Consider the following 26,480-nt stretch of genomic DNA (forward strand, 5'->3'; position numbering starts at 1 on the left):
TCGTAGATTTTATAAATAAAGAAAAAAGAGCTAATCCGAAAATATGGATTAGCTCTTTTTATTTGAGAATGGGTATTTATGTCCCAGCCTCCCTCCGTATTTTATATTTCGTATATTATTCTATTTGTTGTGGTGTTCGGTGAACTAATAGTAGTATGAACACGATAAATACAAATACAGCAATCATTGTGAAGAATATCGTTCCGTTTGATATTTGAATAATTGTTCCGCCTAATATTGGTCCTATCATACTACCGATACTGAATGACATTGCGATCATTAAGTTACCAGCGGGTAGGTTATGCTTTGGTGTTAAGTCTGTCATATAACTTACACCTAAACCATAAAATGATCCTGTAAAGAGTCCTGCAATTAAAAATAATCCCATCATTATAAAGGTTGTATTAGGTAAAAAGTCACCTAAGAGGAATATGATACTTCCAATTAAAGTTAAACAGAGTAATACTTTTTTTCTACCATGAATGTCACTAAACATTCCTAACGGTACTTGGAATAGAATAGCACCTAAGCTGAACGCTGGTAATATTAATGTGATACTCGTAACATCAAGACCATTTCTTAAACCATAAACTGGAAAGTTACTATGTAGTCCCGCTTCGAATAATCCATATAATAATGGAAACATGAAAGCAATCCATGATGTTTTTATGACGTCTCCGAAGTTCTTCAATGTATTAATCATGCTAATAGGACGCACATTCGATGAAGGAAATTCATTATGAATTAAAAGTACTAACGAAATGGTAATGATAGAGAGCATTGCTGAAAGAATAAATGGTAATGCTTCTGAAACGTCTACGAGTTTAGCTAATAAAGGTCCAAGCATAAACCCTGCTGAAAAACTGAATCCATATACTGAAATTGTTCTACCAAGTTTATGTTTCGGTGTCATATGTGTTAACCATGTTTGTGTACTAAAATGAAGCATGTTATCACCAACACCAATTAAAAGTCTTAAAATAAACCATATAGATAAAGTTTTTAATGTAGGGAATAACAATAAAGATAAGGCAACTATAGCGCCACCAATTAGTATCATATATTTAAAACCGGATTTACGTACTAGTCCTTCAATAAAAAATGAAGAAAGAAATACGCCAATATATAAAGAAGTTGCATGTATACCGTTTACTGAACTAGAGATCCCGTTACGTTCAAATATTACTGAAATTAATGGTAAGAGCATTCCTTGTGAGAAACCGGAGATAGCTACAATAATTGAAAGTATAATAAATAATTTTTTGAATGAAGAATTTTTCATTTGTTAGCCTCCCACTTAATTTTACATCTTAAGTATTTTATCATAGAGATAAATGAGTTGATATATTTAAGTTACTTTTTAAAATTTAAATTAGAAAGTATGATAAAATAATATAAAATTATATAACCTGAGGAGTATTGAATAATGTATAAATATGAAGACGATAGTTTAATGTTACACACGGATTTATATCAAATCAATATGGGCGAAACTTATTGGAATGATGGGATTCATGAACGTAAAGCTATATTTGATCTATATTTTAGAAGTATGCCATTTAATAGTGGGTATGCTATTTTTAGTGGATTAGAGAGAATTGTACAATTTATTGAAAATTTCAAGTTTACAGATTCAGATATTGAATACTTGAGAGAAATTGGATATCAAGATGATTATTTAGATTATTTAAAAGCTTTACGTTTTACAGGTAACATTAGAGCGATGAAAGAAGGGGAGTTATGTTTTAATAATGAACCTCTCCTTAGAGTTGAAGCACCATTAATTCAAGCTCAACTAGTTGAAACAGCACTATTAAATATCGTGAATTTCCAAACTTTAATTGCTACGAAAGCAAGTAGAATTAAGCAAGTGGTGCGTGATGAAATTGTCATGGAATTTGGTACAAGAAGAGCACAAGAAATGGATGCTGCTATATGGGGTGCAAGAGCAGCGGTCATCGGGGGCTTTGACTCAACAAGTAATGTTAGAGCAGGTAAATTATTTGGTATTCCGATTTCTGGGACACATGCACATTCAATGGTACAAACTTATGATGATGAATACATTGCTTTTAAAAAGTATGCTGAAAGACATAAAAATTGTGTTTTCCTCGTAGATACATTCCATACACTTAAATCCGGTGTACCAAACGCTATTAAAGTAGCAAAAGAGTTAGGCGATAAAATTAATTTTATAGGTATTCGATTAGACTCAGGTGATATTGCGTATTTATCTAAAGAAGCAAGAAGAATGTTAGATGAAGCGGGATTCACTGATGCAAAAATATTTGCTTCAAATGACTTAGATGAAGAAACAATCACAAGTTTAAAAGCACAAGGAGCAAAAGTTACAGCTTGGGGTGTAGGTACTAAACTTATTACCGCATATGATCAACCAGCTCTTGGTGCTGTATACAAACTTGTGGCAATTGAAGATGAGAATGGTGAACTTTCAGATCGTATTAAAATTTCTAACAATGCAGAAAAAGTTACGGTTCCTGGTAAGAAAAATGTCTATAGAGTTATTAATACTTTAACGAACAAATCTGAAGGAGATTATATAACTTTAGAACATGAAGAGCCAAACAAAGAAGAACGTTTAAAAATGTTCCATCCCGTTCATACTTATAAAATGAAATATATTAAAAACTTTAAAGCTGTTGATTTACATCACGATATTTTTACAAACGGTAAACTTGTTTATTCATTGCCAGAAATTAATGATATAAAACAATTTGCATTTGATAACCTTGAGATATTATGGGAAGAAAATAAACGTTATTTAAATCCTGAAGAGTACCCTGTAGACTTAAGTAAAGCTTGTTGGGATAATAAGAATAAAAAAATATTTGAAGTTGCAGAAAGAGTTGCAGAATCTATTAAGGATGTGGAACAGTAATGAGAGATTTGCAATCAACCATAGTTAAAGAAATGAATGTAAAAAAAGTAATAGACCCTAATAGTGAATTTGAAGAGATTAAACATTTTTTGAAATCTTATATAAAAGCTCATAGTTTTGTGAAGTCATTAGTTTTAGGTATTTCAGGCGGTCAAGATTCAACATTGCTAGGTAAAATAGCACAGTTAACAGTAGAAGAATTAAATGCTGAAGAAAATGAACAATATCAATTTATCGCTGTTAGATTGCCGTATGGTGAACAGTTTGATGAACAAGATACACAAGATGCTTTAGATTTTATTAATCCAAGCAAACGTATAACAGTGAATATTAAACCAGCAGTTCAAGCAAGTATTCAATCATTAAAAGAATCAGGTGTTGAACTTACAGATTTTCAAAAAGGAAATGAAAAAGCGAGAGAGCGCATGAAAGTCCAATATTCAATTGCTTCAGCACATAGTGGTATTGTACTAGGAACTGATCATTCGGCTGAGAATATTACTGGATTCTTCACTAAGTTTGGTGATGGTTCTTGTGATATAGCTCCTTTATTTGGCTTGAATAAAAGACAAGGTAAAGCAATCTTAAAATATTTAGATGGTCCAGAACATTTAATTAATAAAGTACCTACTGCCGATTTAGAAGAAGATAAACCAGCTTTACCAGACGAAGAAGCTTTGGGAGTAACTTATGATGTAATTGATGACTTTTTAGAAGGTAAAAAAATAAATGAAAAAGATCAAGAAATTATTCAGAATCACTATGTAAGAAATGCACATAAAAGAGAAATGCCTTATACAAGATATACTTGGCCAAAATAATGCGTGACTTTCATAAGTTTGATTGATAAAATAATTCCAGTATTTTAATAAATGGAGGGTTTGCATGTCAGCTATATTAGATAATCCATGGCTAATGGTACTTTCTATATTTGTAATTAATATAGTATATGTATCCTGTTTAACAATGAGAACGATTTTAACACTAAAAGGATATCGATATATAGCCGCTGCTGTGAGTGTACTTGAAGTAGTCGTTTATGTTATCGGATTAGGTTTAGTAATAAATAGTCTTGACCAAATTCAGAATATATTAGCTTATGCACTTGGATTTGCAACGGGTATTATTGTAGGCATGAAGATAGAAGAAAAGATAGCATTAGGTTATATCGTTGTGAACGTTACAACTGCAGAATATGAAACAGATTTACCTAGAAAGTTGAGAGACTTTGGGTATGGTGTCACACATTATGTTGCAAAAGGAAGAGATGGAGATCGTCTTGTAATGCAAATATTAACACCACGTAGATTTGAATTGAAATTAATGGACACAATAAAACAGTTAGATTCAAAAGCTTTTATTATTGCATATGAACCTAAAAACATCCACGGTGGTTTCTGGGTTAAAGGTGTACGAAGTAAAAAATTAAAGGCGTATGATACTGATGAAGTTTAGAGTTGAAGAAAATGAAACGATAGAAATGTGTCTTAATAGAATGAAAGAACAAGGTTATACACCAGTGAAAAGATTTGAAAAACCTGTCTTTATCGAAAAGAAGAACGGTGATATTGAAGTACTTAGACAAGAAATACAATTTGTAGGCAAAAAAATGAATGATTAAATGATTGTTTGAAATCAAAATACCCTTGGAAGTTAGTCGAAAAATATAACTTCCAAGGGTGTTTTATTTTCATATTGTCTTTATTGTTTATGAAAAAACAAAGATGCGATTATAAGGACATATAAATTATAAATGGGAAACTACTTTCAATTTATTATCCGACTGTTACAATATATAATGAGAGAGATAAATGATTTAACAATCTAATTACGAACTTTATTTGATATTTTATAAATAATGTACGTGTTACAAAATGTTTGTTATAATGTAAATGACTAAAAAATGATAGGAGAATTTATCAATGATTGAACGTTATTCTAGAGAAGAAATGGCTAATATTTGGACTGAACAAAATCGTTTTGAAGCATGGTTAGAAGTTGAAATACTAGCGTGTGAAGCATGGAGCAAGTTAGGACATATTCCAGCTGAGGATGTTAAACTAATAAGACAAAATGCTAAAGTCGACGTTGATAGAGCTAAAGAAATTGAACAAGAAACGCGCCATGATGTCGTAGCGTTTACTAGACAAGTATCTGAAACATTAGGTGAAGAACGTAAATGGGTACATTATGGTTTAACGTCAACTGATGTTGTTGACACTGCGCTTAGTTATGTAATTAAACAAGCTAATGAAATTATAGAAAAAGATATAGAAAGATTTTTAGAAGTCTTAAAGAATAAAGCGATTGAACATAAGACAACGTTAATGATGGGTAGAACACATGGTGTACATGCTGAGCCAACAACATTTGGTATAAAAATTGCACTTTGGTATACAGAAATGAAACGTAACTTAGAAAGATTCAAACGTGTTCGTGAAGAAATTGAAGTAGGAAAAATGAGTGGCGCAGTTGGTACTTTTGCGAATATTCCACCTGAAATTGAAGAGCATGTATGTAAAGAATTAGGTTTAGATTATGCACCTGTTTCTACACAAACACTACAACGTGATCGCCATGCTTATTACATTGCAACTTTAGGCTTAATTGCAACTTCTATTGAAAAATTTGCAGTAGAAGTACGTGGTTTACAAAAAACTGAAACACGTGAAGTAGAAGAAGCATTTGCAAAAGGTCAAAAAGGATCATCAGCAATGCCACACAAACGTAATCCAATTGGATCTGAAAATGTAACAGGTTTAGCTCGTGTTATTAGAGGATATGTTACAACTGCATATGAAAATGTACCATTATGGCATGAAAGAGATATCTCTCATTCATCAGCTGAAAGAATCATGTTACCAGATGTTACAATTGCTTTAGATTACGCTTTAAATAGATTCACTAATATCATTGATAGATTAACTGTTTATCCTGAAAATATGAAACGTAATATTGATAAGACATTTGGACTTATTTATTCACAACGTGTTATGTTAACACTTATTAATAAAGGAATGGTTAGAGAAGAGGCTTATGATATCGTTCAGCCAAAAGCAATGGAATCATGGGAAACACAAACACCATTTAGAACTCTAGTAGAACAAGACGAGAAAATTACGAACTTGTTAAGTGAAACTGAATTAGATGAATGTTTCGATGAAAAGCATCACTTAAATCAAGTAGATACTATATTTAGAAGAGCTGGTATTGAATAAAATTCTTTATACTGTACTTTAATAGGTTAGTGCGTTAAAATGCAATTAATGAACTTATATTAAACAGGGGTTGATTTTTTGCAAATCGAAAAATTAAGAGGTAAAGCATTAGACGAACTATTTGATGCTGTACTAACGCTAGAGACTAGAGAAGAATGTTATCAATTTTTTGATGATTTATGTACTGTCAATGAATTACAGTCATTATCACAACGATTACAAGTTGCGAAAATGATCAAACAAGGATTCACATATGCACATATCGAGAAAGAATCTGGTGCATCAACTGCGACTATTTCTCGAGTTAAAAGATCTTTACAATGGGGTAATGATGCATACACGATGATACTTGAAAGAATGAATATTGATTTTGAAAAATAAATAGTAAGAATATTTTTTGAGATTGGGATATAAATGTCCTAGAAATTTATAATAATCATTTTGGTAGCTCATAGAGCTATCATCAGAATGCCAGCAAAGTAATAGACTTTGTTGGCATTTTTTTATGCGCATGCTTTCCGCGGGCAGATAAGGTTAGTGTTAAAAGCAGTTCTAGGCAAAATTGCTGATAAGAGGTGTGTTAAAAGCAGTACTAGGCAAAATTGCTGATAAGAGGTGCGTTAAAAGCAGTACTAGGCAAAATTGCTGATAAGAGGTGTGTTAAAAGCAGTACTAGGCAAAACTGCTGATAAGGGTTGTGTTAAAAGCAGTACTAGGTAAAACTGCTGATAAGAGTATCTATAAAAGCAGATTTGAATACAAAATGAAGCTTAAGACATAAATATCCTAAAACTTTAAAAAGAGCAGAAATTCAATTTTAATAATGAATTTCTGCTCTTATTTTTGAATAAAAATGAATATTCTCAACGATTTTGTAAAGTGCTGACGCCTGAGGGAATAGTATGAGTGAGAGACTACAGGCTCGAACCATACCCCTAGGCAAGCATGCACGAACAAAATCGTAAGATTGTATAAAAAGGTAGGCAAACATGCACGAACAAAATCGTACGATATGCTTATTTATTTTGATTAATTATTAAAATAGTAATATAATAATTAAATTCAGTAAATTAAGGAGCGTTACACATGAAGAAACTATTTTTAATCGTTGGAATATCTTCTATAGTGTTAAGTGCATGTGGCGTAAATAGTGATTCAAGCAATCATTCAAATACAGAAGATAAATCATCTACAGAAGAACAATCTAATGGTCAAAATAACAAAAATAATCAAAAAAATGAGCAACCTAATATTAAGAAGAAAGATGGCATAACTTATGTTGATGGTCATGTTTTCGCAAATAAGAAAGTAGACTTACCTAGTGATTACGCACCAGGCGAAAATAGAACTGCAAGAACTGATTTGAACCAACTGATTCAAGATGCTAGAAATGATGGATTAGATGTTGTTTTTAGAAGTGGATACCGTTCATATGAAGAACAAGAACAGTTATATAATGATTATGTAGCAAGAGATGGAGAAAAAGCAGCAAATCAATATAGCGCGAAACCAGGTAAATCAGAACATCAAACTGGATTAGCATTTGATGTGGGATCTAATAAAGCGACTGATGATTTTAGAAAATCTTTTGGTAATACAAACGAAGGAAAATGGATTAAAGAGCATGCACATAAATATGGTTTTATCGTTAGATATCCTAATGGTAAAGAGAACATTACAGGTTATCAATATGAACCTTGGCATTTAAGATATGTAGGTAAAGATTTAGCAAATGAAATAAATAAGCAAAATACAACATTAGAAGAATACTATAATTATGGTATGTAAGAAGCGAAAAGTTCGCTTCTTTTTTTATGTGAATCAACCTATTTAGTTTCGGAATTTAAAGGTAAAAATGCTATAATTAATCTTATGATATTTAAAGGAGTTTAACTATGTACGATATAAAGTTATGGAAACATGTGTTTAAATTAGATCCTGCTAAATCCATTACAGATGAGGATTTAATGATGGTATGTGAATCTGGTACTGACGCCATTATAATTGGTGGTACAGATAATGTTACAGAAGATAATGTATTAAATCTTATGAGTCGAGTTAGACGCTATCCATTACCATGTGCTTTAGAAATTTCTAATATTGAAAGTGTTGTACCTGGTTTTGATTTTTATTTTGTACCGAGTGTATTAAATAGTAATAAAGTTGATTACCACAATGGTATACTTCAACAAGCAATAAAGAAATATGGTTACATGATGGACTTTGATGAAATATTTCTTGAAGCTTATGTCGTCATGAATGAGGATAGTAAAGTTGCTAAACTGACAGATGCTAGAACTCATTTGGATATTGAAGATTTGATAAGTTATGCAAGAATGGTCGACAAGTTATATCACATGCCAATATTTTATTTAGAATATAGTGGGAAATATGGAAATGTTGATGAAGTGAAAGAAGTGAAAGAACATTTAGAAAATGCTCAGTTAATATATGGTGGCGGCATTAACAATAAAGAAAAAGCTAAAGAGATGGCTGAATTTGCTGATACAATCGTGGTTGGCAATATTATATATAAAGATTTGAAGAAAGCTTTACAAACAGTAAAAGTAAAACAATAAAGGAAGGTTTTTATGAACGCATTGTTAGATAGAATGAATGACGAACAAAAACAAGCAGTCCAAACAACTCAAGGCCCATTACTTATTATGGCAGGTGCTGGTAGTGGTAAGACAAGAGTGTTAACACATAGAATTGCATATTTATTAGATGAAAAAGAAGTTAATCCATACAATGTGTTGGCTATTACATTTACAAATAAAGCAGCTAAAGAGATGAAAGAAAGAATTAGTCATTTAGTTGGACCTGAAGCTGAAAGCATTTGGATTTCAACATTCCACTCAATGTGTGTAAGAATCTTAAGACGCGACATTGATCGTATAGGAATTGAAAGAAACTTTACTATTATTGATCCTACTGATCAAAAATCAGTTATAAAAGAAATTTTGAAAAAGGAAAACATTGATAGTAAAAAGTATGAACCTAGAACATTTATTGGAGCAATATCAAACCTTAAAAATGAATTAAAGACTGCCGAAGATGCAGAAAAAGAAGCAAATGATTTCTATGCAATGATGGTTGCACGTGTATATAAAGGATATCAAAATAAATTATTGAGAAATCATGCGTTGGATTTTGATGATTTAATTATGATGACGATTCAACTGTTTGATCGTGTACCTGAAGTATTAGAATTTTATCAAAATAAATTCCAATATATTCATGTGGATGAATATCAAGATACAAACAAAGCGCAGTATACACTTGTTAATTTATTAGCAAGTAAATTTCAAAATATTTGTGTAGTGGGTGACTCTGACCAATCTATTTATGGTTGGAGAGGCGCGGATATTAAAAATATTTTATCGTTTGAAGAAGATTATCCAAAAGCACAAACAATCTTTTTAGAACGCAATTACAGGTCTACAAAAACGATTTTAACAGCTGCTAATGAAGTAATACGTAATAATTCAGAGCGTAAACCAAAAGCTTTATGGACAGATAATACATCAGGTGAAAAAATTAAATATTATGAAGCTACAACTGAAAGAGACGAAGCGGAATACGTTATTCGTGAAATCTTAAAGAAAAAACGAGAAGGCTATAATAATCAAGATATAGCTATATTATATAGAACGAATGCTCAATCTCGTGTACTTGAAGAAACATTCTTGAAATCAAATATTCCTTATACAATGGTTGGCGGAACGAAATTCTATGATCGTAAAGAAATTAAAGACATACTTAGTTATTTAAGATTAGTTTCAAACAGTAATGATGATATAAGTTTTGAAAGAATTATTAATACACCTAAACGTGGTGTGGGTCCAACATCTGTTCAAAAAATCGCACAATATGCAACTATGAATAACTTGAGTTACTTTGATGCTTTAGGTGAAGTTGATTTTATAGGATTATCTAAAAAGGTCACTCAAGAAGGTGCTGATTTTTATGAGATGATGAATAACTTAATGCAACAGCAAGAGTTTTTATCTATTACTGAACTTGTTGAACAAATATTAGATAAATCTGGATATAGACGTATGCTTGAAAATGAACAAACGATTGAATCTCAAAGTAGACTTGAAAATATTGATGAATTCTTATCAGTTCCTAGAGACTATGAGAAAAATACACCTATAGAAGAACAATCACTTATGAATTTCTTAACAGATTTATCATTAGTTGCAGATGTTGATAATGCTGATCTAGAAGCGGGCGTTACATTGATGACAATGCACTCTGCAAAAGGATTAGAATTTAAAGTTGTCTTTATAATTGGTATGGAAGAAAGTATTTTTCCACACTTTAGAAGTTTACAATCTGGCGAAGAACATGAAATGGAAGAAGAGCGAAGAATCGCATATGTTGCTATAACACGTGCTGAACAAGAGCTTCATTTATCTCACGCCACAACGCGTACATTATTTGGTAGATCTCAAGCTAATATGAAATCTAGATTCTTAAAAGAAATTCCAGAAGATTTACTGGATGGTGTTAAGCCGAAAACTTCATTTAAAACAAAACAGACTTCTGCACCGAAACGTGGATTTGCAGGACGTATGAATACGCAACAAAAACCAGAAACTTCATGGAATGTTGGTGATAAAGTTACTCATAAATCATGGGGAGAAGGTATGGTCAGTGCTGTAAATGATAAAAATGGTTCAGTTGAATTGGATATTATATTCAAAAAAGAAGGACCAAAACGTTTATTAGCTCAATTTGCACCAATTGAGAAAAGGGGAGAGTAAACTATGGATGAATTAAAAACAAGAGTTGAAGAACTTCATCAACTGTTACATCGTTATAATCGCGAATATCATGTATTAGATAACCCAACAGTACCTGATAGTGAATACGATAAGTTATTAAATGAATTAATTTCTATAGAAGAACAGCATCCTGAATTAAAGACGGCTGATTCACCAACTGTTAGAGTTGGTGGACCACCGTTATCTCAATTTGAAAAAATTAATCATGACACGCCTATGTTGTCTTTAGGGAATGCTTTTAATGAGGAAGACTTAAAAAAGTTTGACCAACGAGTTAAAGAAAAAGTAAATCATGTTAAATACACTTGTGAATTGAAAATTGATGGGCTTGCAGTTTCACTAAAGTATGTTAACGGACGCTTTGTGCAAGGCTTAACACGAGGTGATGGCACAACAGGTGAAAATATAACCGAAAACTTAAAAACAATACATGCAATCCCTTTAACAATTAAAGAACCACTATCTATAGAAGTTCGTGGTGAAGCATTTATGCCTAGAAAGTCATTTATGTCTTTAAATGAAATTAAAGAGAAAAATGGTGACCAACTTTTTGCCAATCCTAGAAATGCAGCTGCAGGTTCTTTAAGACAGCTCGATTCTAAATTAACCGCAAAAAGAAAACTTGATATATTTCTATATAGTGTAAATGATTTAACAGAAATAGAAGCGGCTAGTCAATCTGAAGCATTGAATAATTTAGACGAATTAGGATTCAAAACGAATAAAGAAAGAGAAACTTTTGGTGATATTGATGGGGTCTTATCTTTTATTAGTAAATGGACGGAACAAAGAAATCAACTGTCCTACGATATTGATGGTATAGTCATAAAAGTAGATGATCTCAGTCAGCAAGAAGAACTGGGCTTTACACAAAAGTCTCCGAGATGGGCAATTGCATATAAATTCCCAGCTGAAGAAGTGTTAACAACTTTAAAAGATATTGAGCTTAGTATTGGAAGAACTGGTGTCGTAACACCTACAGCAATACTAGAACCTGTTAAAGTAGCAGGGACAACTGTATCAAGAGCATCTTTACATAATGAAGACTTAATACACGAAAAAGATATTCGTATAGGTGATAAAGTTATTATCAAAAAAGCTGGAGATATAATACCTGAAGTTGTTAGAAGCATTGCTGAAGATAGAACTGACGATAGTGAAGTTTACCATATGCCAACGCACTGTCCTAGCTGTGAACATGAGTTAGTCAGAATTGAAGGAGAAGTTGCGTTAAGATGTATAAATCCTAAATGTCCTGCACAACTTGTTGAAGGTATGATTCACTTTGTTTCTAGACAAGCAATGAATATTGATGGTCTAGGTGATAAAATAATAGAACAACTTTATCAAAATGATAAAATTAAAGATGTTGCTGATTTATATTACTTAACAGCAGAAGATTTGTTACCTTTAGAACGTATGGGTGAGAAAAAAGTTCATAATTTATTGACTGCAATCGAAGCATCAAAAGAAAAGTCTTTAGAACATTTATTGTTCGGATTAGGTGTTAGACACCTTGGAACAAAAGCTAGTAGAATTATATCTGAAAAATATGAATCAATTGATCGATTATTTGAAGTGACAATTGATGATTTAACATTAATACCTGATGTAGGGCATAAGATGGCTCAATCACTTGTTACTTATATGGAAAATGAAGATATTAAAGTATTAATAGACAAGCTAAAAAAGAAAAATGTTAATATGTCTTATACAGGTACAAAACAATCTGAAATAGAAGGTCATCCTGATTTTAGTGGAAAAACATTTGTGTTAACTGGTAAAATGGCAGAGATGTCAAGACCAGAAGCTACAAAAGTAATCCAATCACTTGGTGCAAAAGTAACAGGAAGTGTAACAAAAAATACAGATGTTGTTATTGCTGGTGAAGATGCAGGTTCCAAACTAGAAAAAGCTGAAAAATTAAATATCGAAGTTTGGTCAGAAGAAGATTGGTTAAACAAATATCGTAATATCAATGAATAGAGGTTAAAGATATGAAAAAAGGGTTTCTTATTTTAGCGTCTGTAATATTGCTTTCAGCATGTTCATCAGATACTACTCAAAAAGCAGATCAAGAAAAATCTGATAAAGAAAAAGAGCAAACAAAACAAATATCTACAGGAATGCAAATTTCTAGCGATTATTACCGTACTTTATTACCATTCAAAGTCAGTGCTGCTAGAGGATTAACACAAGACAACATGATTTCAAGTTATAACAGTGAAGCATTCGAAAGTGGTTTGTTAGATATAAGTAAACAAACATTTTCACCAGATGATTACCTATATAGAGATGGACAGTTTTTAGATAAAGATACAGTAAGTGCGTATTTAGCACCTAAATATACTAAAGCAGAAATTAAGGATATGAGTGATGAAGAAAAAGAGCAAAGTAAAGCTAAAGAAAACCTAGGACTCAATCCAACGCATGATGGAGAAACAGATCCTGAAAAAATAGCAGATAACTCACCTACATACTTATCTCATATAATCGAACAAGACTATTTCACAGAAAGTGATGCTAAAAAACAAAAAATATCTGGAATGACAATTGGTTTAGCAATGAATAGTGAATATGTTTATCAAAAAGAAGATTATGGTGAAACTTATACTAAAAACTTAGATAATAAAGAAGTTCAGAAAAAAGGTAAAGAGATGGCTGAAGAAATATTATCTCGCTTACGTGTAAGAGATGATCTTAAAAATGTTCCTATTAATTTTGCTATCTTCATTCAATCAGGTGAAGGTGATATTAAACCTGGAAAATTTGTTGCCCATGCATCTAGTGAAGGCGGTAAAAGAACAGTAAAAAGTTGGGAAAAAATTAATCAAAAAAATGTTACACTCCCATCTTCTGAAGCATCAAACTTAGACAAAAATTTAAATACTAATTTTGAACAGTTTAATCAAGACTTACAAAAGTACTTCCCGAATTTCACACAATCAGTTGGTACTGGTAAGTTTGATGATGACAAACTTACTGAACTTGAAGTGAAAATTCCACTTGATTATTATGGAAAAGCTGAAGTAATAGGGGTTACACAATATGTAGCTGATTTATCTCAAAAATATTTCAAAGGTGTAGATGATATTGAAATATCAATTGTTGATGGGGAAGAACCACAAGCTTTAATTACAAAAGATAAAGACGATGATGAACCACAAATTCATATTTATAAGTAGTGATTAGAATAGAAATTTATTTTATAAAAATGTTTCTCTATAACAAAAAAGCTCTGAACAACCTTTAATAGGGTGTTCAGAGCTTTTTGTTTAATTAGTCTTCTTTTAAAACACGATTCATATGATCTAAACTATCAATAACTTCTTTTGTTGGTTTTTTAGTAAATGAACTTACTACTACTGTAACAACGACGTTCGTAAAGAAACCTGGAATGATTTCATATAGTTCGAATATGCCGCCATGACTCTTCATCATAATCCAGAATAATACAACGATAGAAGAAGTAACCATACCTGCAATAGCGCCGTTCTTAGTTAAACCTTTCCAATATAATGACATTAATACAAGTGGACCAAATGCAGCACCAAATCCTGCCCAAGCATTACCTACAAGGTTTAAGATTGTGTCGTTAGGTGTCCATGCAAGTAATATAGCTATAACTGCAACTAATAATACTGCAAATCTACCTATCAAAACAAACTCTTTATCACGGTCTGCTTCAAGACCACGCTTTTTAGTTATGATTCTGTAGAAATCTTGTGTTAAAGCACTTGATGTTACTAATAATTGTGAAGATATTGTACTCATAATAGCTGCTAAAATAGCTGCTAAGAAGAATCCACCAACTAATGGATGGAACAATACTTGACTCATTAAAATAAATATTGTTTCTGGATTATCGATTGTATGACTTGTTTCATGAATGTAAGCAATACCTGTTAAACCTACTAAACATGCACCAATTAATGAAATAGCCATCCAAACTATACCAAAACGTCTAGCTTTAGGTAATAATTTGTGAGATTTAATTGACATAAATCTTACTATAATATGTGGTTGTCCAAAATAACCAAGTCCCCATGCAATTAGACCAATAATACTAATAGCTGAAGTACCTTTAAATAAATCTAAGTTTGATGGTTTAACTTCTGCCACTGTATTAAAAGTGTCTAAACCATTTAATGTTAATAATGCCGCAATAGGTACCATTACCATTGCTATTAACATAATCACACCTTGGAAGAAGTCTGTAAGTGAAACAGCTAAATATCCTCCAAAGAAAGTATATAATACAACTATACCACCCGTTATGATAATACCTAGTCTGTAGTCAACTCCGAAAGCACTTTCGAATAAAGTACCACCAGAAACCATACCTACTGAGGTATACAACGTAAAGAATACTACAATAATAATCCCTGAAATAATTTTTAATACATGTGTATCATCTGCGACACGTTTCTCAAAGAAATCTGGAATTGTAATTGCATTTCCAGTATGTTCAGTATAAACACGTAATTTCGGTGCTACTAATATGTAATTTAACCATGCACCTACTGTTAAACCGATTGCTAACCATGTTGCTGATAATCCAATGTTGTAAACTTCACCTGGAAGTCCCATAATCATCCAACCACTCATATCGGATGCACCAGCGGATAATGCTGTTACATAAGGACCTATACTACGGCCACCTAGCATGTACTCATCTAAATTGCTTGTTGATTGTTTATAAGCATAATAACCAATTGCTAATAAAACTACAAAGTAGACTATAATCATGAAGTAAGTCTGCCAGCCTGAAGCAACTCCAGAACTAGCGTCAATTTGTCCTAAAATAAACATATTCCCGCTCCTTTATTTTTTATATTTTTTAAAGTTGCACGTTGACCATTATACACAACTGAAATAATAATCAAAGGGTAAAAAGTAACTTTTGTGCTTATCTAGTCTACCATGTTTATTAAATTGTGTCACAATTTGTCCACAAATATAAATTATGATAAGTTGCTTAATAGCTTGTTCTATAAGCGTTTTCGCAAGATGTGATTTAATATTTTTATAAGTCTAAATTTTAATGAATAAAATTTTAAAAAGAATTTTAATTTTTTAATATTTTTTCCATTTCGTCGAACTTTTTAATGTCTTCAGGAGCTTTCGTAAATAGACTGACTAATATTGTTAATACGAGACTTGATATAAATCCTGGAATAATTTCATAGAATTCAAAAATGCCACCGTGATCTTTCATGAATATCCAGAAAATAACAACGATTGAACCAGATAAAATACCTGCAATTGCTCCATATTTAGTGAGTCGTTTCCAATATAAAGATAACAAGACGAGTGGGCCAAAAGCTACACCAAAACCAGCCCATGCATTACCAACTAAATTTAAAATCGTATCATTTGGGTTCCAAGCTATGTACATTGCAACTATTGAAACGATTAATACTGATAAGCGTCCTACAAGTACGAATTCTTTTTCGTGATCTTTATCTTGTAATGTTTTGCCTCTTATTAACATATAAAAATCTTGAGTTAATGCACTTGAAGTTACAAGAAGTTGAGAAGAAATCGTACTCATTATGGCAGCTAAAATTGCTGCTAAGAAAAATCCAGCAATTAATGGATGAAACAAAATTTGGCTCATAACAATGAATATTGTTTCAGGATTATCCACTTTTACATTTGTTTGTTCGACAAAAGCAATGCCTAGAAGTCCTGTAATACAAGCTCCGATTAATGAAATTGCCATCCAAGATATTCCGATTTTACGAGCTTTAGGCATAAGTTTATGTGATTTAATAGACATAAAACGTACTATTATATGTGGTTGCCCAAAATATCCTAATCCCCAAGCAAGTAAACTGATAATGCCAACAGTCGTCGTACCTTTAAACCAATCTAAGTTCGTTGGCTTGAGTTGACCGACTTCTGCAAAAGTATCTAGTCCATTTAATTTTAATAAAGCTACTATTGGAACAAGGACTAAAGCAAGTATCATAATGACACCTTGAAAGAAATCAGTTAATGAAACGGCGAGATAACCACCAAATAATGTGTATAGAATAACGATACTCGCAGCTATTAATAGACCTACGTGGTAATCTATACCGAAAGCACTGTTGAATAACACACCACCTGCAACCATTCCTGAATGTGTGTATAAAGTGAAAAATACTATAATAACTAGTCCGGAAATCACTTTTACAATTCTTGTATTATCTGATAAACGCTTTTCAAAATAGTCAGGTAAAGTTATCGCATTATCGGTTAACTCAGTATAAATTCTTAATCGAGATGCAACGAGCATATAATTTAACCATGCACCGATTGTAAGTCCTATCGCTATCCAAGTTGCAGATAAACCAGTGCTATAAACGGAACCAGGTAACCCCATGATCATCCAACCACTCATATCTGAAGCACCTGCTGATAGGGCAGTTACTAATGGCCCTAAGTCTCTACCACCCAACATATATTCATCGAGCGTACTCGTCGAACGTTTGTAAGCATAGAATCCAATTGCTAGTAGAATTGCAAAATAAACAGCAATCATGACATATGTTTCCCAAGTAGTTTCGACCTTAACATTCTTAAATGCATTTCCAAGTATAAACATGAAAAACCACCTCTCACTCATTGACATAAAATTCAGAAAAATTCTGATAATTTATTATGCACAATGTATGCGCTTTCATGAAGCTAATTTTCAATAACTTTAGATTTTTATATGAAAATTTGGTAAAATTGTATGATGTTAGATTAACTAAGGAGGCGTCGCACATGACGAAGGTAACATCTGAGCAAGTTGAACATGTTGCTAATTTAGCTAGACTTGAAGTTTCACAAGACGAAGTCAATGAATTCACAAAATCTTTAGAGAAGATCTTAAACTTTGCAGGACAATTAGATGAAGTTGATACTGAAAATGTTGAACCAACATTCCATGTATTGGATTTACAAAATGTTCTAAGAGAAGATAAGAGTGAATTAGGAATTCCTCAAGAACAAGCATTACTTAATGCTAAAGAAAAAGAAGCGGGACAATTTAAAGTTCCAGCTATTATGAATGAGGAGGACTAAGGCATGACAATTCGTTATGAAACAATTGAGCGTTTATCAGAAATGATTAAAAATAAAGAAATTAAGCCATCTGAAATTGTAAGAGATATTTTTGAAGCAATTGAAGCAGATGATATAAATGTCAAAGCATTCTTAGCTTTAAACAAGGAAGAAGCAATTAAAAAGGCTGAAGAACAAGATAAACTACAAGCTGAAGATAAAATGGAAGGTAAGTTATTTGGTATTCCAATGGGTATCAAAGACAACATTATTACTGAAGGTGTAGAAACTACATGTGCAAGTAAAATGTTAGAAGGCTTTATTCCTATTTATGAATCAACAGTGATGAAACAATTAAATGCTGAAAATGGTATTTTAGTTGGTAAATTAAATATGGATGAATTTGCAATGGGTGGTTCAAATGAGAACTCTTACTTTAAGACAACTGTTAACCCATTTGACCATAAAGCAGTACCTGGTGGATCATCAGGTGGTTCAGCTGCAGCAGTAGCAGCAAGCTTAGTACCATTTGCTTTAGGTTCAGATACAGGTGGCTCAATTCGTCAACCAGCATCTTATTGTGGTGTAGTAGGTATGAAACCTACATACGGTCGAGTATCACGTTTTGGTTTAGTAGCATTTGCATCTTCATTAGATCAAATTGGCCCAATTACACGTAGTGTTAAAGACAATGCATTAATTTTAGAAACTATTTCTGGACACGATGCTCAAGACTCAACAAGTGCGCCAATTGAAAATGTGGATTTCACATCTGAAATTGGTAAAGATATTAAAGGATTAAAAATAGCTGTTCCAGAAGAATTTATTGGATCTGGTGTTTCTGAAGACGTTAAGAACTCAGTTAATGAAGCAGTTAAGACACTTGAGTCACTTGGTGCAACTGTAGACCGTGTATCATTACCAAATACGAAATACGGTGTTGCGAGTTACTATATTATTGCATCTTCTGAAGCTTCAGCTAACTTAGCTCGATTCGATGGTATCCGTTATGGTTATCATTCAAAATCAGCTCATACACTTGAAGAATTATATAAAAAGTCTCGTGGAGAAGGTTTTGGAGATGAAGTTAAACGACGTATTATGTTAGGAACATTTGCATTAAGCTCAGGTTATTACGATGCTTACTACAAAAAAGCTCAAAAAGTACGTACTTTAATAAAACAAGATTTTGAAAAAGTATTTAATGACTATGATGTTATCGTAGGACCAACTGCACCAACAACAGCATTTAACATTGGTGAACAAGTCGATGATCCATTGACAATGTATGCAAATGATATTTTAACAATTCCAGTTAACTTAGCAGGTGTACCTTCTATCTCAATTCCTTGTGGTAAATCAAATGGTCGTCCAATTGGTTTACAAATTGTTGGTAAACCATTCGATGAAAAAACATTATACAAAGTTGCTTATCAATACGAAACTCAATTTAACTTACATGATGACTATAAAACATTACAAGGAGTGTGAATCTGAATGCATTTTGAAACAATAATCGGCTTAGAAGTACACGTCGAACTAAAAACAGAATCAAAAATGTTTTCACCATCACCAGCTCATTTTGGTGCGGAACCTAATACAAATACAAACGTAATTGACTTAGCATATCCAGGTGTCTTACCAGTAGTTAACAAGACTGCTGTGGACTGGGCTATGCGTGCAGCAATGGCATTAAACATGGACATTGCTAAAGAATCTAAATTCGATAGAAAAAACTATTTCTATCCAGATAATCCAAAAGCTTACCAAATTTCTCAATTCGATCAACCAATCGGCGAAAATGGTTGGATTGATATTGAAGTAGACGGAGAAACAAAACGTATCGGTATTACGCGTTTACACATGGAAGAAGATGCGGGTAAACTATCACATAAAGATGGTTACTCATTAGTGGATTTAAACCGTCAAGGTACGCCATTAATTGAAATCGTATCAGAACCAGATATTCGTTCACCTAAGGAAGCTTATGCTTATTTAGAAAAATTACGTGCAATCATTCAATATACAGGCGTTTCTGACTGTAAAATGGAAGAAGGATCTTTACGTTGTGATGCAAATATATCATTACGTCCATATGGTCAAGAAGAGTTCGGTACTAAAGCAGAGCTTAAGAACTTAAACTCATTTAACTATGTACGTAAAGGTTTAGAACATGAAGAAAAACGCCAAGCAGAAGTATTATTAGCAGGCGGAGAAATTTTACAAGAAACACGTCGTTTTAACGAATCAACTGGAGAAACAATTTTAATGCGTATAAAAGAAGGTTCAGATGATTATCGTTACTTCCCAGAACCAGACTTAGTACCATTATATGTTGATGATGAATGGAAAGAGCGTGTTCGTAAGACAATTCCTGACTTACCAGACGTACGTAAAGAACGTTACGTAAATGATTTAGGATTGCCAGCATATGATGCTCATGTATTAACATTAACTAAAGAAATGTCAGATTTCTTTGAAGAAGCTATTAAACATGGCGCAGATGTTAAATTAACTTCTAACTGGTTAATGGGTGGAGTAAATGAATACTTAAACAAAAATCAAATAGAATTAAATGATACTGCACTTACACCTGAAAACTTAGCAGGAATGATTAAGCTAATAGAAGACGGTACAATGAGTAGTAAAATCGCTAAAAAAGTATTCCCAGAATTAGCACAAAATGGTGGAGACGCTCATCAAATTATGAAAGACAAAGGTCTTGTTCAAATTTCAGACGAAGCGACATTATTAGGATTTGTTACTGAAGCTTTAGATAACAATCCACAATCAGTAGAAGACTTTAAAAATGGTAAAGGTAAAGCAATGGGCTTCTTAGTTGGTCAAATTATGAAAATTTCAAAAGGACAAGCTAACCCACAAGTTGTTAACCAAATACTAAAATCAGAATTAGAAAAAAGATAAATATAAAGATATAAGTTAGAATTGAGAGACTTATATTAATTAACGCTCATTCATTAGCTAAACCTAATGAATGAGCGTTTTTTTTATCGTGTAAGGGACAAAATTCTGAGAATTGTCCGGAAGAGGTGTTGTAAGGGACAAAATTCTGAGAAATGTTCGTAAGAGGGGCTGTCACTAAGGAGCATAATTCGGAATTCTGCCAGTAAGAACAACCTATTTACGCTCTATTATTTGCTGAAAATAACTTTCTTCATTTATGTTATTGCTTGCATGGTCGTTGAGTTAAAGTACAATGGTAATAAATCATATTGATAATGGAGGACTGACTGCACATGACACAATTAAAAATTGCTAAAAATGAAAATGAAGTTAATTTAGAATTAAGTCAAGCTAATAGACATGGTTTAATTGCTGGTGCTACTGGTACTGGGAAGACAATTACTTTAAAAGTTTTGGCTGAGCAATTCTCAAAAGCTGGTGTTCCTGTTTTTATGTCTGATATTAAAGGGGATATTTCTAGCATAGCTGAATCTGGTTCTATCAATGATAAAATTCAAGAACGACTAGACTTATTAAAGCTTGATGAATATAGCAATAATGCGTATCCTGTAACTTTATTTGATATTTTTCAAAAAAATGGTGTTCCTGTAAGAACAACTATTACAGAAATGGGTCCTCTTTTAATTGGTAAATTATTAGACTTGAACAATACTCAGCTTGGTGTTTTAGATATTGTATTTAAAGTTGCTGATGAGAGTGGACTATTACTAATTGATATGAAAGACTTTAAAGCACTCTTAAAAGAAATAAATGCTAATAGGGCCGAGTATGCTGAAAAGTACGGAAATATTTCTTCTGCTTCTATAGGTGCGATTCAACGTTCGTTGTTAAGATTAGAATCTGAAGGTGCAGAAACTTTCTTTGGTGAACCAGCTCTAGAGTTAGAAGATTTTATTAAATTTGATGAGTCTGGTAAAGGTATGATTAACGTATTAGACGCATCTGTCTTATATCAAAAGCCAAAATTATATGCGACATTCTTATTGTGGTTATTATCTGAATTATTCGAGAGTCTACCTGAAGTTGGAGATCCTGAAAAGCCTAAAATTGTTTTCTTCTTTGATGAAGCTCATTTATTATTTAATGATAGTTCCAAGGAACTTATTGAAAAAGTTGAACAAGTTGTACGATTAATTCGTTCTAAAGGTGTAGGGATTTATTTTGTAACTCAAAATCCAATTGATATACCTGAATCTGTTCTCGGACAACTTGGTAACAGAGTTCAACATGCATTAAGAAGTTATACACCTAAAGACCAAAAAGCAATTAAAAGTGCAGCACAAACATTCAGACAAAATGAAAATTTTGATACAGCTCAAGTGATTGGAGAATTAAAAACTGGTGAAGCTCTTATTTCATTCTTAAATGAAGAAGGACAACCAAATATAGTTGAACGTGCATTTATCCGTCCTCCAGAAAGTATAATTGGTGTAATTGATGAACATGTCAAAAAAGACCTTATAAATAATTCGCCATTGAACGAAACTTATAAAGAAACATTTGATCGAGAAAGTGCTTTTGAAATGCTGCAGAAAAAAATAGAAAAGCAACCAGAAACATCTGAAGAAAGTAAAAGTTCTAAGAAAACTAAAAATACACAAAAAGACTCAGAACCAAAGAAAAAAGAGAAGTCTTCTCAATTCCAAAAAGAAACTTCAAAATTACTTTCTACGGTAGGGAGACAAATTGGAAGAGAAATTGTGAGAAATATTTTTGGAACAAAAAAACGCTAATCATTTTTTACTTTCTTATATTTAACATTTGCTTTAATATAAAGATATAAGAAAATACAAGAGGGATCACAATGAAGAAAAAAGCTAGGATCATTTATAACCCAACATCAGGACGAGAAGTATTTAAAAGGGCATTACCTGATGTGTTAATTAAATTAGAACAAGCTGGATACGAGACAAGTGCACATGCTACCACAAGTGCTGGTGATGCAACAAATGCAGCTAGAGAAGCATTAAAGTACGATTATGATGTTATCATTGCAGCTGGTGGGGATGGTACATTAAATGAAGTGATTAATGGAATAGCAGAAGCTAAAAAACGTCCTAAATTAGGATTAATTCCTATGGGTACTGTAAACGATTTTGGTAGAGCACTACTTATACCGAATAGTATTATGGAAGCCGTTGACACGATTATTAAAGGTGATTTAGTGCCAGTTGATGTAGGTAAAATGAATAATCGTTATTTTATAAACATTGCTGGTGGCGGAAAAATTACAGAAGTATCATATGAAGCACCAAGTAAACTTAAAACGATGGTAGGTCCATTAGCCTATTATATTAAAGGTTTAGAGATGTTACCTCAAATTAAGGCGACAGATATTCGCATTGAATATGATGGAAATGTATTTCAAGGTGAAGCAATGATGTTCTTAATTGGCCTAACAAATTCTATCGGAGGATTTGAAAAGCTTGTACCTGATGCAGATATTAATGATGGGAATTTCACATTGCTCATTTTAGAAAAAGTGAACATTGCTGAACTAGGTCATATTATGACGCTTGCTTCAAGAGGTGATCATATCAATCACCCTAAAGTTCATTATTCAAAAGCTAAAACAATAAACGTTTCATCATTTGAACAAATTCAATTAAATGTTGATGGAGAATTTGGTGGCGTATTACCTGCTAATTTCTTGAACTTAAAACAACATATAGAAGTATTTTCTAAACTTGAAAGAGTGAAGAGAGAACATGGTATTGAAACGGTAGAAAAAGAACGAGAAAGATTACACGAAGAACTAACAGAAGAATAAATACAGGGGGACATTATTTTGTCCCTTTTTTCTATGTTTAACGTGAAAGAAGGAGTTATTATGGCAGGTATAGTTAATAAAAACGAAATATACACAGGACAAGTGATCGATTTTACACATGAAGGACATGGTGTTGTTAAATTTGATCGTTATCCTATTTTCGTACCAAATGCAATAAAAGATGAAACGATTGAATTTAAAGTTATTAAAGTAAAAAAGCAATTCGCTATCGGTAAATTAATAACAATTAAAGAAGCATCTGAAAAAAGAATTGAACCACCCTGTGAGTATTATAGCGTGTGTGGAGGATGCCAACTTCAACATTTGAGCTATAGAGCACAATTAGAAATGAAAAAAGAACAAGTTGTAAACTTATTTAAACGTAAATCAAACTTTGAAGATACGGTTATTCATGAAACAATCGGAATGGAAAATCCATGGCAATATCGAAATAAATCACAAATACCAGTGGGTAAGAATGAACAAGGCGAAATTGAGTTAGGTTTCTATAGACAGAGAAGCCATGATATCGTAAATATTGACCATTGTATGATACAAGATGAAAAACATGATCAAATTATGATTAAACTTAAAGCTTTATTAGAGCAAATTAATATAAGCATTTATAATGAGCGAAAACATAAAGGTGAGTTAAGACATATCATATTGAGAAGCGGATATTATACTGGAGAAACAATGGTTATATTTGTAACAAACAGCAAACAATTAAGCCATAAAAACAAAATTATAGAATATATCACGTCAGAATTTGATAATGTTGTAAGTATTAAACATAATATAAACTTAGAAAAATCAAACGTTATAATGGGTAATACGTCACATACATTGTATGGACAAGACACGATTTCTGACAAACTCTCAGAATTTCAGTTTAAAATATCTGACTCTTCTTTCTATCAAATCAATCCAGTACAAACAGAGAAATTATATAACAAAGCTTTAGAATATGCACAATTAGATGGAGAAGAAACAGTTATAGATGCATATTGCGGAATCGGGACAATAGGATCTTATATGTCACCAAAAGCTAAACATGTTTACGGCGTTGAAGTTGTAGAGCAAGCTATAGAAAATGCGAAAGAAAATGCAGAAATCAATCATATAGATAATGCGACATGGGAAGCAGGAAAAGCAGAAGAAATCATTTTAAAATGGCAAAAAGAAGGTATAAAGCCAGAAGTCGTAATGGTCGATCCACCAAGAAAAGGATGCGATCAAACATTTATTGAAACTTTAATAGAACTTTCACCTAAGAGAATTGTGTATATATCATGTAATCCAGCAACACAAGTAAGAGATGTAGAGATATTAAAAGGAAGTGGTTATCAATTAAAAGAAATCACACCTGTAGATATGTTTCCACATACTACACATGTAGAGACAGTTGCTTTAATAGAAAAAATAACTGATTAAACAGCTAGCCATTATTACTAATATAATGAGAAGAGGCAGAGACAATTAATTTGTTTCTGCCTCTTCTTTTTGAGCTATTTTATTGTATGAATGCGCATACATCTGTATAAATAAATTAAGGAGGGTTGTTTATGAAGAACGTATTAATGAGTGCCATATCGGTCTGTTTTTTATTGTCTGCTTGTGGTAGTGATTCTAGTAAAGATGCTAGTGAGAAGACTGAAGAAACAAAAAACCAAACCCAAAATAATGCAACTAAACAACAGGGTGAATCGGATAATCAAAAAGATAGCAAGGAAACTAAAGGTGTTGAAACAGTGGTTGATAACTTAGATACGCCATGGAGTATTGCGAAGACTAGTGATACTTTTTATTTAACTGAGCGTCCTGGCAAGATTGTTAAGATTAAAGGGGATAAGAAGATAGAACAGAAAGTGAACTTAGAAGAAGATGTATCAACTGCTGCTGAGGCTGGTCTATTAGGTTTAGTTCTTGCACCAGATTTTGAGAATTCTAATGAAGCTTACGCGTATTATACGTATGAAAATAATGATGGACAGTTCAATCGCATCGTAAAGTTGAAACTAGACGGCGATACATGGAATGAAGAAGCATTATTGTTAGATGATATTCCAAGTGGTCAATATCATCATGGAGGAAGACTGAAAATTGGACCTGATAATAAGTTATATGCAACAACCGGTGATGCTTCTGATGAACAAAATGCACAAGATAAAATTTCACTAGGTGGAAAAATTTTAAGATTGAATCTTGATGGTAGTAAACCAAGTGATAATGCATTTTCTAATTCTTATGTTTATAGTTATGGTCATAGGAATCCACAAGGCATGGTTTGGACTTCAGATGATAAGATGTATGCGAGTGAACATGGTAATCAAGCGAATGATGAAATTAATGAAATTACAAAAGGACATAATTATGGATGGCCAGTAATTGAAGGTAATGAAGAAAAATCTAATATGGAATCTCCATTATTCACTTCAGGATCAGATGATACTTGGGCTCCATCAGGTCTTGCTTATCATGATGGGATAATTTATTCTGCTGCTTTACGTGGTGAAGGTATAATGAAGTTTGATATAAATAATAACAAAATGAATAAAGTTGCTTCTGATTATGGAAGAATTAGAGATGTTTATATCGTAAATAATGAAATATATTTCATTAGTAATAATTCCGATGGTAGAGGAAACCCTTCAGGTAATGACGATAAATTGTATAAAGTATCTTTAAGTCAATTGAAATAATAAAATGACATAAATTGTGTAATGATTAGTAATAACGGCATTTATATTTTATAATAAGCATGTAAAGATTATTAAGAA

21 protein-coding genes are annotated in these 26,480 nt (G+C 32.2%); 18 read left to right on the forward strand and 3 right to left on the reverse strand.

Features of this window, described 5'->3' with window-relative positions; translation table 11 throughout:
- Window positions 1–115: 115 nt before the first annotated feature.
- The gene (locus LQ668_RS09825) at window positions 116–1,282 is read right to left on the reverse strand and encodes an MFS transporter (protein ID WP_078358218.1); all 1,167 of its coding nucleotides are present in this window, start codon (window positions 1,280–1,282) and stop codon (window positions 116–118) included.
- Between the two features lie 144 nt (window positions 1,283–1,426).
- Here LQ668_RS09825 and LQ668_RS09830 point away from each other — a divergent pair, with 144 nt between their 5' ends.
- The 11 genes from LQ668_RS09830 to LQ668_RS09880 all read left to right on the forward strand — a co-directional run bounded on the left by LQ668_RS09830 (window position 1,427) and on the right by LQ668_RS09880 (window position 14,095).
- The gene (locus tag LQ668_RS09830) at window positions 1,427–2,899 is read left to right on the forward strand and encodes a nicotinate phosphoribosyltransferase (RefSeq protein WP_078358220.1); all 1,473 of its coding nucleotides are present in this window, start codon (window positions 1,427–1,429) and stop codon (window positions 2,897–2,899) included.
- Entirely contained in the window at window positions 2,899–3,720 is an 822-nt protein-coding gene (nadE, locus tag LQ668_RS09835) for an ammonia-dependent NAD(+) synthetase (RefSeq protein WP_078358222.1), read from the forward strand. The genes LQ668_RS09830 and nadE overlap by 1 nt, the downstream gene beginning before the upstream one ends.
- A gap of 64 nt (window positions 3,721–3,784) precedes the next feature.
- A complete protein-coding gene (locus LQ668_RS09840; protein ID WP_078358224.1) occupies window positions 3,785–4,354 on the forward strand; it encodes a DUF2179 domain-containing protein in 570 nt (189 codons plus the stop codon).
- A complete protein-coding gene (locus LQ668_RS09845; RefSeq protein ID WP_078358225.1) occupies window positions 4,344–4,520 on the forward strand; it encodes an NETI motif-containing protein in 177 nt (58 codons plus the stop codon). The genes LQ668_RS09840 and LQ668_RS09845 overlap by 11 nt, the downstream gene beginning before the upstream one ends.
- A 301-nt stretch (window positions 4,521–4,821) precedes the next feature.
- Complete coding sequence (purB, locus tag LQ668_RS09850; protein ID WP_107509755.1) at window positions 4,822–6,117, forward strand: adenylosuccinate lyase; 1,296 nt, start codon at window positions 4,822–4,824, stop codon at window positions 6,115–6,117.
- Between the two features lie 78 nt (window positions 6,118–6,195).
- Entirely contained in the window at window positions 6,196–6,498 is a 303-nt protein-coding gene (locus LQ668_RS09855; RefSeq protein WP_078358228.1) for a YerC/YecD family TrpR-related protein, read from the forward strand.
- Window positions 6,499–7,203: 705 nt separating this feature from the next.
- The gene (locus LQ668_RS09860) at window positions 7,204–7,905 is read left to right on the forward strand and encodes a M15 family metallopeptidase (protein ID WP_107509756.1); all 702 of its coding nucleotides are present in this window, start codon (window positions 7,204–7,206) and stop codon (window positions 7,903–7,905) included.
- Between the two features lie 107 nt (window positions 7,906–8,012).
- Window positions 8,013–8,696, forward strand: a complete 684-nt coding sequence (gene pcrB / locus LQ668_RS09865; RefSeq protein ID WP_078358231.1) for a heptaprenylglyceryl phosphate synthase — start codon at window positions 8,013–8,015, stop codon at window positions 8,694–8,696.
- Between the two features lie 12 nt (window positions 8,697–8,708).
- A complete protein-coding gene (gene pcrA / locus LQ668_RS09870; protein ID WP_107509757.1) occupies window positions 8,709–10,889 on the forward strand; it encodes a DNA helicase PcrA in 2,181 nt (726 codons plus the stop codon).
- A 3-nt stretch (window positions 10,890–10,892) separates the two neighbouring features.
- Window positions 10,893–12,896: an NAD-dependent DNA ligase LigA gene (gene ligA / locus LQ668_RS09875; protein WP_107509758.1), complete on the forward strand. Its 2,004-nt coding sequence runs from the start codon at window positions 10,893–10,895 to the stop codon at window positions 12,894–12,896.
- Between the two features lie 11 nt (window positions 12,897–12,907).
- Window positions 12,908–14,095 carry a CamS family sex pheromone protein gene (locus LQ668_RS09880; protein ID WP_078358240.1) on the forward strand — a complete coding sequence of 396 codons (1,188 nt, stop codon included), beginning with the start codon at window positions 12,908–12,910 and terminating at the stop codon, window positions 14,093–14,095.
- A gap of 94 nt (window positions 14,096–14,189) precedes the next feature.
- Here the strand turns inward: LQ668_RS09880 and putP (LQ668_RS09885) are convergent, their stop codons facing one another.
- A complete protein-coding gene (gene putP / locus LQ668_RS09885) occupies window positions 14,190–15,722 on the reverse strand; it encodes a sodium/proline symporter PutP (protein ID WP_107509759.1) in 1,533 nt (510 codons plus the stop codon).
- Between the two features lie 256 nt (window positions 15,723–15,978).
- The gene (gene putP / locus LQ668_RS09890; RefSeq protein ID WP_107509760.1) at window positions 15,979–17,502 is read right to left on the reverse strand and encodes a sodium/proline symporter PutP; all 1,524 of its coding nucleotides are present in this window, start codon (window positions 17,500–17,502) and stop codon (window positions 15,979–15,981) included.
- A 164-nt stretch (window positions 17,503–17,666) separates the two neighbouring features.
- Here putP (LQ668_RS09890) and gatC point away from each other — a divergent pair, with 164 nt between their 5' ends.
- From gatC to LQ668_RS09925, 7 genes are all read left to right on the forward strand, one after another.
- Complete coding sequence (gene gatC, locus LQ668_RS09895) at window positions 17,667–17,966, forward strand: Asp-tRNA(Asn)/Glu-tRNA(Gln) amidotransferase subunit GatC (RefSeq protein WP_078358244.1); 300 nt, start codon at window positions 17,667–17,669, stop codon at window positions 17,964–17,966.
- A gap of 3 nt (window positions 17,967–17,969) precedes the next feature.
- On the forward strand, window positions 17,970–19,436 hold the full coding sequence (gatA, locus tag LQ668_RS09900) for an Asp-tRNA(Asn)/Glu-tRNA(Gln) amidotransferase subunit GatA (protein WP_078358246.1): 1,467 nt from the start codon (window positions 17,970–17,972) through the stop codon (window positions 19,434–19,436).
- Window positions 19,437–19,442: 6 nt separating this feature from the next.
- Window positions 19,443–20,870 carry an Asp-tRNA(Asn)/Glu-tRNA(Gln) amidotransferase subunit GatB gene (gene gatB, locus LQ668_RS09905; RefSeq protein ID WP_078358248.1) on the forward strand — a complete coding sequence of 476 codons (1,428 nt, stop codon included), beginning with the start codon at window positions 19,443–19,445 and terminating at the stop codon, window positions 20,868–20,870.
- Window positions 20,871–21,202: 332 nt separating this feature from the next.
- Window positions 21,203–22,663 (forward strand): helicase HerA-like domain-containing protein, encoded by a 1,461-nt coding sequence (locus LQ668_RS09910; RefSeq protein ID WP_239776013.1) that lies wholly within the window; start codon window positions 21,203–21,205, stop codon window positions 22,661–22,663.
- 71 nt (window positions 22,664–22,734) lie between these two features.
- A complete protein-coding gene (locus tag LQ668_RS09915; RefSeq protein ID WP_078358251.1) occupies window positions 22,735–23,700 on the forward strand; it encodes a diacylglycerol kinase in 966 nt (321 codons plus the stop codon).
- Window positions 23,701–23,760: 60 nt separating this feature from the next.
- Window positions 23,761–25,134 carry a 23S rRNA (uracil(1939)-C(5))-methyltransferase RlmD gene (rlmD, locus tag LQ668_RS09920; RefSeq protein ID WP_078358261.1) on the forward strand — a complete coding sequence of 458 codons (1,374 nt, stop codon included), beginning with the start codon at window positions 23,761–23,763 and terminating at the stop codon, window positions 25,132–25,134.
- 131 nt (window positions 25,135–25,265) lie between these two features.
- Window positions 25,266–26,402 carry a PQQ-dependent sugar dehydrogenase gene (locus LQ668_RS09925; protein WP_107509762.1) on the forward strand — a complete coding sequence of 379 codons (1,137 nt, stop codon included), beginning with the start codon at window positions 25,266–25,268 and terminating at the stop codon, window positions 26,400–26,402.
- The last annotated feature ends 78 nt before the right edge of the window (window positions 26,403–26,480 follow it).

The organism is Mammaliicoccus sp. K-M42 (assembly GCF_022386375.1).
Classification (GTDB): domain Bacteria; phylum Bacillota; class Bacilli; order Staphylococcales; family Staphylococcaceae; genus Mammaliicoccus; species Mammaliicoccus fleurettii.

Excerpts from the sequence above, each read along its gene's own strand:
- LQ668_RS09825 (WP_078358218.1), bottom strand. The coding sequence starts at position 1,282 with ATGAAAAATTCTTCATTCAAAAAATTATTTATTATACTTTCAATTATT.
- LQ668_RS09830 (WP_078358220.1), top strand. The coding sequence starts at position 1,427 with ATGTATAAATATGAAGACGATAGTTTAATGTTACACACGGATTTATAT.
- nadE (WP_078358222.1), top strand. The coding sequence starts at position 2,899 with ATGAGAGATTTGCAATCAACCATAGTTAAAGAAATGAATGTAAAAAAA.
- LQ668_RS09840 (WP_078358224.1), top strand. The coding sequence starts at position 3,785 with ATGTCAGCTATATTAGATAATCCATGGCTAATGGTACTTTCTATATTT.
- LQ668_RS09845 (WP_078358225.1), top strand. The coding sequence starts at position 4,344 with ATGAAGTTTAGAGTTGAAGAAAATGAAACGATAGAAATGTGTCTTAAT.
- purB (WP_107509755.1), top strand. The coding sequence starts at position 4,822 with ATGATTGAACGTTATTCTAGAGAAGAAATGGCTAATATTTGGACTGAA.
- LQ668_RS09860 (WP_107509756.1), top strand. The coding sequence starts at position 7,204 with ATGAAGAAACTATTTTTAATCGTTGGAATATCTTCTATAGTGTTAAGT.
- pcrB (WP_078358231.1), top strand. The coding sequence starts at position 8,013 with ATGTACGATATAAAGTTATGGAAACATGTGTTTAAATTAGATCCTGCT.
- pcrA (WP_107509757.1), top strand. The coding sequence starts at position 8,709 with ATGAACGCATTGTTAGATAGAATGAATGACGAACAAAAACAAGCAGTC.
- ligA (WP_107509758.1), top strand. The coding sequence starts at position 10,893 with ATGGATGAATTAAAAACAAGAGTTGAAGAACTTCATCAACTGTTACAT.
- LQ668_RS09880 (WP_078358240.1), top strand. The coding sequence starts at position 12,908 with ATGAAAAAAGGGTTTCTTATTTTAGCGTCTGTAATATTGCTTTCAGCA.
- putP (WP_107509759.1), bottom strand. The coding sequence starts at position 15,722 with ATGTTTATTTTAGGACAAATTGACGCTAGTTCTGGAGTTGCTTCAGGC.
- putP (WP_107509760.1), bottom strand. The coding sequence starts at position 17,502 with ATGTTTATACTTGGAAATGCATTTAAGAATGTTAAGGTCGAAACTACT.
- gatC (WP_078358244.1), top strand. The coding sequence starts at position 17,667 with ATGACGAAGGTAACATCTGAGCAAGTTGAACATGTTGCTAATTTAGCT.
- gatA (WP_078358246.1), top strand. The coding sequence starts at position 17,970 with ATGACAATTCGTTATGAAACAATTGAGCGTTTATCAGAAATGATTAAA.
- gatB (WP_078358248.1), top strand. The coding sequence starts at position 19,443 with ATGCATTTTGAAACAATAATCGGCTTAGAAGTACACGTCGAACTAAAA.
- LQ668_RS09910 (WP_239776013.1), top strand. The coding sequence starts at position 21,203 with ATGACACAATTAAAAATTGCTAAAAATGAAAATGAAGTTAATTTAGAA.
- LQ668_RS09915 (WP_078358251.1), top strand. The coding sequence starts at position 22,735 with ATGAAGAAAAAAGCTAGGATCATTTATAACCCAACATCAGGACGAGAA.
- rlmD (WP_078358261.1), top strand. The coding sequence starts at position 23,761 with ATGGCAGGTATAGTTAATAAAAACGAAATATACACAGGACAAGTGATC.
- LQ668_RS09925 (WP_107509762.1), top strand. The coding sequence starts at position 25,266 with ATGAAGAACGTATTAATGAGTGCCATATCGGTCTGTTTTTTATTGTCT.